Here is a 7200-nt window from a genome sequence, read left to right as displayed (position 1 = left end):
AACCACCGGCCGTCGTAGAGCGTGCCGATGATGGCGATGTCGCCGAGTCGTGCCGGGTCCACCGCGTAGGGGTCGTCAGCGAGCACGGTGAAGGTGGCAGTCTTGCCGGGGGTGATGCTGCCCAGTTCGCCTTCCATCCGCCAGGAGTAGGCGGCGTCGATGGTGATCGCGCGTAGGGCGTCATCGACACTGATGCACTGCTCCGGGCCGGCGATCCGGCCGCTAGGAGTGCGTCGGTTGACCGCGAAGGAAGCCAGTGCCAGCGGGGCCGCCGGTCCCATCGGCAGGTCCGAATGCAGCGACAGAGAGATGCCGCGTTGCACCACCGAGGCGGCCCGGACCATGGTGTCGGCGCGCTCCGGCCCCAACCCGTGCGCGGTGTATTTGTCGGCAAACCCCACCGGGTAGTACGGGTTGGCCGACACCAGACAACCCAGTCGGGCGATGCGGTCGATCTGCTCCTCGGTGGAGTTGGCGAAGTGGACGACGACCGTGCGGTGGTCAGTGCGCGGGTGGGCGGCCATGCACTCCTCGATGGTGTCGAGCACCAGATCCAACCCGGCGTCACCGTTGACGTGGATGTGCAACTGCCAGTCGGCATTCCAGTACACAGTGGCGAAGGCTCGGAAGGTCTCCGGCTGCATCATCCACTCGCCGTGATGACACAGGTCAGGGTGTCCGTCGTCATCGAGATACGGGTCACGCATCTGCATGAGCTGGCTGATGATCGCCCCGTCGGCGAACAGCTTGACCTGCTTGGGTAGCAACCGCACCTTGCCCGACGACGCCCTGGCGACCTGCGCTTCGGCGTCGGCCACCGCGTCGACCGGATCCATCCCGGCATCCGCCTGGCTGCGCGCGTCCACGAGAAACGTTGACAGGAAGGGGGTTTCATTACCACCGAGGATCTCCTGGTAGAGATCCCACGGTTCAACCGCCCACATGATTCCGGGTTCGTTGATGGCGGTGACACCGTTGGCATGCAGATAATCGACCATCTGATGCAGACCTGCGGCGATCCGCTCCGGTGACATCAGCAACGGCGACAATGCGGGCAGGATCAGGTTCATACCCGTCTCCCACCAGTGTCCGGCGTCGAAGTCCATCATCTCCGAGGCCGCCCCATGCCCGGCCATCTGATCAGCGGTCAGCCCGAGTGCGTCGATTGCGGCGGTGTTGAGGAAGAACTCATGACAGGACCGCTGCCACACCACGATCGGCCGGGTGGTGCTGATCGCGTCCAACCCAGCCCGGTCCAGCGGTCCGTGCCACAGCTTGTGGTACCCCCAGGAGCACAGCCACTCACCGGGATCGGTTAGCCCCTGATCGGCCTCGGTGAGCCGCTGCCGGTACTCCTCGGCGGAGTGCGCGGCCAGAAACGTCTTGCGCGGCAGGACCCAGTTCTCGACCGCGATCACCTCCGTCATCAACGTCGTCGCACCCAACAGCGGGTGCAGATGCTGATCGATCAGACCGGGCAACAGCACTGCATCAGCGAAGGTCTCGTCGACCTCGCCGGTCTCGCGCAGATCCTCGAAGGAACCCACCGCGGTGACCCGGCCACCCGACACCGCCACCGCGGTCCCCTCCGGGCGAGCGGAGTCAAATGTGATGACGCGGCGGGCACGGTAAACGACCGTCGAGTTGGACAAAGCTCCTCCACTCTAATTGCGCGCACAGCTGGCATGGGTGCCCTGAATCATCCTGCCCCTGGCGCGCTGAAGCCGTCTTCGCAATCGGTGTTCCGGGGCTCCCCGAGCGAGCTGCTGGCAGACTAGCTTGATGCGAAATCTTTTGCGCTACCCGGCCATCACCATTCTTGCGGCCATCCCCATGACTGCCGCGTCGCTGTTCGGCACCGGGATCGGTTGGGCAGAGCCGCTGAATTGCGTCAACGGACAAGTCTGGGATCCGATTACCAACACCTGCCAGACGCCGCAGCCGGCGCAAGACTGTGCGCCCGGCGAGTATTGGAACCCGCTGTCCAATGTGTGCCGGCCGCTGGGTCAGCTCTAGGCCCCCTTCGCGGACTGGGCGGCAGGACTTGGCGGTCTCGGAGTTCCGGTCGGTCTAGCGTGGGCGGAGTGAGTGGTGATGACGAGAGCCAGGGGTCGGATCACTGGGTCGACGGCCCGTTTCGGGGTAGCGAGATCGTTGAGACGGGCCGGAGGGATGTCGAGGCTGGCGCCTACGCCGTGGACGATCCCGTTGTGGTGGGGCCGGGGTTGCCGCCCGAGGACGGTTCCTGCGGTCAGTTCGCTGTGCAGTTTCATGTCACGACGACGATGGTGGTCGGACTCAAGCGCATCGCTGATGCGCGTGGGGTGAGCGTGCCCGAACTATGCCGGCAGGTCGTCGGTGTGTTCGTGGCGCAGCAGGAGGGCGAGTTGGGGGCACTGCTCGCCGCCGAGGCGGAGGTCACCAATTATCGGCCCAGTTTGGGCCAGTCATGAGCCCACGTCAGCGGGGCCTAACCTTCTGACGTCGTCGACGGTATCCCAGGGTCCATGTGAGTCCGAGGGAATGCGGCTCCAACACCTCACACGGTCACGCGATGCGTTCAATCGTGCCGAGTTCAACCGCCAGCTTGTCCCGGGCGATTTCGGCGTCATACCTGGCCTTCAACCACGTCAGCGTCGCGGTCGCCTCAGCGCGGCCTTTCACTCCGCCGGAATCAGCCGACCGGTACCGGGGCAGCCAGTGCGTCGTGCATCGCGATCGCGCCCTCCTTGAGGGCGCCGCGTTGCACATCGTCCAGTGTTGCCAGCAGTCCGGCCATCCGGGTATTGGTGTCGGCTTCGGCCGCGGCACGGCGGGCATCCAATTCGGCCGTCATCTCGGGCCGGTCGGCGTCACCGAAGCCGTGCAGGGCGAAGTTCGCGCCGCCATGGTCGGTCGCGCACGCCTCCGCGGGGGTGAGGCCGGCGTCCTTGACCGCGTCGGTGTGCACCCCGCCGCGCAGTTCGCGCAGCAGAATCGCGTTGCGGTAGGCGTCTGCGACGGGGTCGCCGGTGAGGCCGCGGTCGCGGTAGCCGTCGAAGATCGGCCACTGCCCCGTCGGCGCCGTCGCGGTCAGGGCTGCGGCGGCGTCATTGAAGGCGCGCAGCGTCGTGACCGGAACGCCGCCGAAGGTCCGGCGCGCGTAGGCATCGGCCGCCTCGAGATGCGCCGCGGCACCAACCTCGGCGCTGCCTACCGCGCGACCCTTCCCGTACAGCTCGGCGATCGCGCCCCGGCGGAAGAAAAAGAAGACGTCGTCGACCTCCTCGGCGGGTACGTCTCCGAGGACACCACCTCGACCAAGCGCGTAGAAGCTCAGGACATCGAGGCCAATCGCCGTGCCGCGCTCGATCGTGCCGGCGTCAAAGTAGTACGTCGCGCCGACCGCACCCAAGGGTTCGGCGATGGACTGGGCCAGTTCCGCTGCGTTCATAACCGGCACTATAGGGAGTCTCCCGAGGGACGCAGGCCATACCCTGGTGGGGAGGGGGCAGCATGACGCCGATCAGTGCGCGGGTGCCGACGGCGACGGCGTTGAGCGTCGCTCTCGTGCTGTGTTGCGGAATCCTCACCGGTTGCGGCCAGTGGGGCGGCGCGGGGTCGGGAGTCTCAACCTCAGCGCCTCAGGCCGATACGGCGAATGATCTTCACGCCCTTGATGAGTCGATGCTCATCGGCGAAGGCTCGGTCCCGCCGCTGGGTGGCACCAGCTGGGGCACCATGGTCGCGGTGCCGCGCGGCCACGAGCCTGAGGTGTCACCGGCCGGCTGCGAGCTGTTCCTGTCGCAAGGCGCCGCCGTTCAGAAGGGCTTGGCGATGCGCTCGTCGAAGAACGCCTCGATCGGCGTCACACTGACCCTGCCCGTGGGACGGGCGGATCTGCCGACACTGGCCGAGCGGTGCCGGACGTTTACCTACACCGCCCCCGGCGCGAAGTCGCAGGTGGTTCTCGGGCCATTCGCCGCCGAGGGCCTGCCTACCGGAACGATCAGCACGATCATGCACTGCCGGACGGTCAGGATCGACCAGACCTTGGAGTGGGACATCGCGGCGATCCTCGGGTTTCACCGCGGCGTGCTGGTCACCGCGCAGTACACCGCCGGACCGCAGGGCGGAGCGTTCGACCCCGAGTTCGCGAGCAGGCTCGGTGAGGTTTATCTGGCGCAAACCGCCAAATTGGGCTGAGCGGACCGGCCTCGAGCCGAGAGCCGTTGCCGCTGGTAGCGAGTGCGCCCGAAGGGATTCGAACCCCTAACCTTCTGATCCGTAGTCAGATGCTCTATCCGTTGAGCTACGGGCGCCTTCATTCAATTGTGCGTGGCTGAGGAATCAGCCGCGGCGGAGGCGAGAGGATTTGAACCTCCGGTCCCCTTTAAGGGGGACAAATCATAAGCAGTGAGTCCCATTCGGCCGCTCTGGCACGCCTCCTGAACCGTCGATGAGCGTACACAGGCCGGATGGCCGATGGCAAAGCAAGTCCTGAGCTGGTCCGGACCCCACCTAGACTCTCTTGCGTGACCGCCCGCCTACGCCCTGAGATGGCCGACCTTCCGGCCTACACCCCCGGCCGGACCGTGCCGGGCGCCATCAAGCTGGCCAGCAACGAGACCGTCCACGGTCCGCTGCCCAGCGTGCGGGAGGCGATCCTGGCGGCTACCGACACCCTCAATCGCTACCCCGACAACGGCCAGCTCGCGCTCAAGGAGCAGCTCTCCGAGCATCTCGGCGCAGACGGGGACTTCGGACCGGAACGGATCGCCGTCGGCTGCGGTTCGGTGAGCCTGTGTCAGCAGCTGGTCCAGATCACCTGCGGTGTCGGCGACGAGGTGGTCTTCGGCTGGCGCAGTTTCGAGGTCTATCCACTGCAGGTTCGGGTTGCCGGCGCCACCCCGGTCCAGGTTCCGCTGCGCGATGAGACCTTCGACCTCGACGCGATGCTCGCGGCCGTGACCGACCGGACGCGCCTGATCTTCGTCTGCAACCCGAACAATCCCACCTCCACGGTGGTGGATCCCGACGACCTGACCCGGTTCGTCGCGTCGGTGCCGTCGGACATCCTCATCGTCATCGACGAGGCTTATGTCGAGTACATCCGCGATGGGTTGGTTCCCGACAGCCTCGGGCTTGCCGACCACTACAGCAATGTCGTTGTGATCCGGACGTTTTCGAAGGCGTACGGCCTGGCCGGCGTGCGAGTGGGCTACGCGGTCGGTGATCCCGAGGTGATCACCGCACTGGGCAAGGTCTATGTCCCGTTCACCGCCAGCACCCTGGCTCAGGCCGCCGCCATCGCCTCGTTGAAGGCAGCCGACGAACTGCTGGAACGCACCGACGCGGTGGTGGCCGAACGCCGCCGGGTCAGCGCCGAACTGGCCGAGCTGGGCTACACCTTCCCGCCGTCGCAGGCCAACTTCATCTGGCTGCCACTGGGCACCCACACGGCGCGGTTCGCCCACCTGGCGGCCGAGGCCAAGGTCCTGGTCCGGCCTTACGGCGAGGACGGCGCCCGGGTCACCATCGGGGCGCCGGCCGAGAACGACGCGTTTTTGCGCTTCGCGCGACAGTGGGCCGAGACCGAGGAATAGGTCGACGCCGAGGCCGGCCAGCCTCCGTCGTAACCTGAGACCCATGAGCAGGACACATGAATCCCGTGAGTACGAATCCCTCACCGTCGAGGTCACCGGCCACGTCGCCCAGGTCACCCTCATCGGCCCCGGCAAAGGCAACACGATGGGCCCCGCGTTCTGGAAAGAACTTCCGGTGGTGTTCCGGGAACTCGACGCCCGCCCGGAGATTCGCGCCATCGTCCTGACCGGTTCGGGTAAGCACTTCTCCTTCGGTCTGGACCTGGTAGCCATGGGAGGCGGGCTGCCCGGTGCCGGTGGCGGCGAGGCCTCCGCCCGGGCCCGCACCAACTTCCACACCATGCTCAAGGATCTGCAGGACTCGATCACCGCGGTCGCCGACTGCCGCACGCCGACGATCGCCGCGGTGAGCGGCTGGTGCATCGGCGGCGGCGTCGATCTGATCAGCGCCGTCGACATCCGTTACGCCAGCGCCGAGGCGAAGTTCTCGGTTCGCGAGGTGAAACTGGCGATCGTTGCCGACGTCGGCAGCCTGGCCCGGCTGCCCTACATCATCTCCGACGGCCATCTGCGCGAACTGGCACTGACCGGCAAGGACATCGACGCCGCACGCGCCGAGAAGATCGGCTTGGTCAATGAGGTGCTGCCGGATCAGGACGCCTGCCTGGCCGCCGCACATGCGACCGCGGCCGAGATCGCGGCCAACTCTCCACTGGCCGTGCGGGGGACCAAGGACGTCCTCGATGAGGCGCGTACCGACGCGGTCGCCAAGAGCCTGCGCTACGTTGCGGCGTGGAACTCCGCGTTCCTGCCGTCGAAGGATCTCAAGGAAGCCGTCTCCGCGATGTTCGAGAAGCGGCCGGGGAACTTCACCGGCGAGTGACGTCGGCCACCAGCACGAACCCCAGGAGACGCCCGAATGGTCGCCATTGGTTCCATCAGCGGTAACTGGACGCCCGGACGGGGAATCGTCACGGAGTGGAGGGCCTCGCCGGCCACCCGTGAACTCGCGGCGGCAGCACCCATCGATCCTCTGCCGCCCACATTTCAGCAGCGACAGCATCTCTGGTCGGCGCACAACGCGCGGAAGCTTCGGCGTGAATCGGCGCGGCTGATCCTGACGTCCTGGAACGTCCTCGGCTGGTGTGATGTCGCGGCCATGACCGAGGCGATCAATGCCCACGTGCGCCGTCACGACACCTACCACAGCGCCTTCGACGTCACTGACGCCGGCGATGTCATCCGGCGCACCATCGACCGTCCCGAACTCATCGACTTCGTGCCTGCGGTGCTGGGTTTGATGGAACAGGAGGAGATCCGCGACCACGCATTGACGGCGACCCCGGACACCTTGGAATGGGACTGCTTCACCTTCGGCGTCATCCAGAAGGAGAACTACTTCACCGTCTACTCAGACGTCGACCACCTCCACACCGACGGGACGTCATCGCTGGTGATCTACCGCGACATCACGCGGGACTACCAGGCACTGACCGTCGGAAGCGGCGGAGAAGAACCAGAACCGCCCGCCTATCGGGACTTCACCGAGCAACAACACGACGAGATCGACACCTTGACCCGCGACTCGCGACCGGTCAGGGACTGGGTCGACTTC

The 7200-nt window shown here is 66.4% G+C and carries 8 protein-coding genes and 2 tRNA genes; 6 read left to right on the top strand and 4 right to left on the bottom strand.

Features of this window, described 5'->3' with window-relative positions:
- Window positions 1-1577: amidohydrolase (locus tag ACR2JI_RS13395; protein ID WP_526390703.1), on the bottom strand; the 1577-nt coding region annotated here is incomplete at its 3' end.
- A 205-nt stretch (window positions 1578-1782) separates the two neighbouring features.
- Here ACR2JI_RS13395 and ACR2JI_RS13390 point away from each other — a divergent pair.
- Together ACR2JI_RS13390 and ACR2JI_RS13385 are read left to right on the top strand one after the other, a co-directional pair.
- The gene (locus ACR2JI_RS13390; protein ID WP_526390701.1) at window positions 1783-2016 is read left to right on the top strand and encodes a hypothetical protein; all 234 of its coding nucleotides are present in this window, start codon (window positions 1783-1785) and stop codon (window positions 2014-2016) included.
- Window positions 2017-2084: 68 nt separating this feature from the next.
- Window positions 2085-2453, top strand: coding sequence for a hypothetical protein (locus ACR2JI_RS13385; RefSeq protein WP_526390699.1), 369 nt, complete (start codon window positions 2085-2087; stop codon window positions 2451-2453).
- A gap of 221 nt (window positions 2454-2674) precedes the next feature.
- Here the strand turns inward: ACR2JI_RS13385 and ACR2JI_RS13380 are convergent, their stop codons facing one another.
- Window positions 2675-3433, bottom strand: coding sequence for a helix-turn-helix domain-containing protein (locus tag ACR2JI_RS13380; RefSeq protein ID WP_526390697.1), 759 nt, complete (start codon window positions 3431-3433; stop codon window positions 2675-2677).
- A 62-nt stretch (window positions 3434-3495) separates the two neighbouring features.
- On the opposite strand from ACR2JI_RS13380, the gene ACR2JI_RS13375 reads away from it, so the two are divergent.
- Complete coding sequence (locus ACR2JI_RS13375) at window positions 3496-4185, top strand: hypothetical protein (RefSeq protein WP_526390695.1); 690 nt, start codon at window positions 3496-3498, stop codon at window positions 4183-4185.
- 43 nt (window positions 4186-4228) lie between these two features.
- Here the strand turns inward: ACR2JI_RS13375 and ACR2JI_RS13370 are convergent.
- Together ACR2JI_RS13370 and ACR2JI_RS13365 are read right to left on the bottom strand one after the other, a co-directional pair.
- Window positions 4229-4301: transfer RNA gene (locus tag ACR2JI_RS13370), tRNA-Arg, on the bottom strand.
- A 38-nt stretch (window positions 4302-4339) separates the two neighbouring features.
- Window positions 4340-4428, bottom strand: a tRNA-Ser gene (locus ACR2JI_RS13365).
- 86 nt (window positions 4429-4514) lie between these two features.
- Here ACR2JI_RS13365 and hisC point away from each other — a divergent pair.
- The 3 genes from hisC to ACR2JI_RS13350 form a co-directional block, all read left to right on the top strand.
- The gene (hisC, locus tag ACR2JI_RS13360) at window positions 4515-5585 is read left to right on the top strand and encodes a histidinol-phosphate transaminase (protein ID WP_526390693.1); all 1071 of its coding nucleotides are present in this window, start codon (window positions 4515-4517) and stop codon (window positions 5583-5585) included.
- A gap of 43 nt (window positions 5586-5628) precedes the next feature.
- Window positions 5629-6468 (top strand): crotonase/enoyl-CoA hydratase family protein, encoded by an 840-nt coding sequence (locus tag ACR2JI_RS13355; RefSeq protein WP_526390691.1) that lies wholly within the window; start codon window positions 5629-5631, stop codon window positions 6466-6468.
- A gap of 36 nt (window positions 6469-6504) precedes the next feature.
- The coding region (locus ACR2JI_RS13350; protein ID WP_526390689.1) for a condensation domain-containing protein at window positions 6505-7200 on the top strand (696 nt) is incomplete at its 3' end.

The sequence above is a fragment of the Mycobacterium sp. genome (assembly GCF_051006775.1).
Classification (GTDB): Bacteria; Actinomycetota; Actinomycetes; order Mycobacteriales; family Mycobacteriaceae; genus Mycobacterium.
This window is presented reverse-complemented; position numbering and strand designations above follow the sequence as displayed.

Excerpts from the sequence above, each read along its gene's own strand:
- ACR2JI_RS13390 (WP_526390701.1), top strand. The coding sequence starts at position 1,783 with ATGCGAAATCTTTTGCGCTACCCGGCCATCACCATTCTTGCGGCCATC.
- ACR2JI_RS13380 (WP_526390697.1), bottom strand. The coding sequence starts at position 3,433 with ATGAACGCAGCGGAACTGGCCCAGTCCATCGCCGAACCCTTGGGTGCG.
- ACR2JI_RS13375 (WP_526390695.1), top strand. The coding sequence starts at position 3,496 with ATGACGCCGATCAGTGCGCGGGTGCCGACGGCGACGGCGTTGAGCGTC.
- ACR2JI_RS13355 (WP_526390691.1), top strand. The coding sequence starts at position 5,629 with ATGAGCAGGACACATGAATCCCGTGAGTACGAATCCCTCACCGTCGAG.